Source organism: Leifsonia sp. SIMBA_070 (genome assembly GCF_046534635.1).
Classification (GTDB): Bacteria; Actinomycetota; Actinomycetes; order Actinomycetales; family Microbacteriaceae; genus Leifsonia.
In genome coordinates, this window is sequence record NZ_JAWRYK010000184.1 from 1 (window position 1) to 278 (window position 278).

A 278-nucleotide genomic window follows, 5' to 3' on the forward strand; every position below is an offset into this window, starting at 1 on the left:
GGGACATTTCGGCCATGCGGCCGCACGCCTGGAGATGACACAACCCCCGGTGTCCCAGGGGTTGCGACGCCTGGAGAAGGAACTCGGAGTCGAACTCATCCGCCGGGGACCGCAGGGAGCCGTGCTCACCGGTGCCGGACGCGAACTCCTGCCCCGCGCCCGGGTATTGGTCGACGACGCCGAACGATTTGCCGGTGAAGCCCGGCGACTACGCGAGCACCGGGACGTCCTGCGATGCGGATTGCCGTCCGACCTGGATCCGGCGATCGCGGCCCGAT

General features: G+C 69.1%; 1 protein-coding gene. It reads left to right on the forward strand.

All coding sequences use genetic code 11. The features are described 5' to 3' along the window. On the forward strand, positions 1–278 hold a 278-nt coding region (locus SB754_RS19935), incomplete at both ends, for a LysR family transcriptional regulator (protein WP_410784115.1).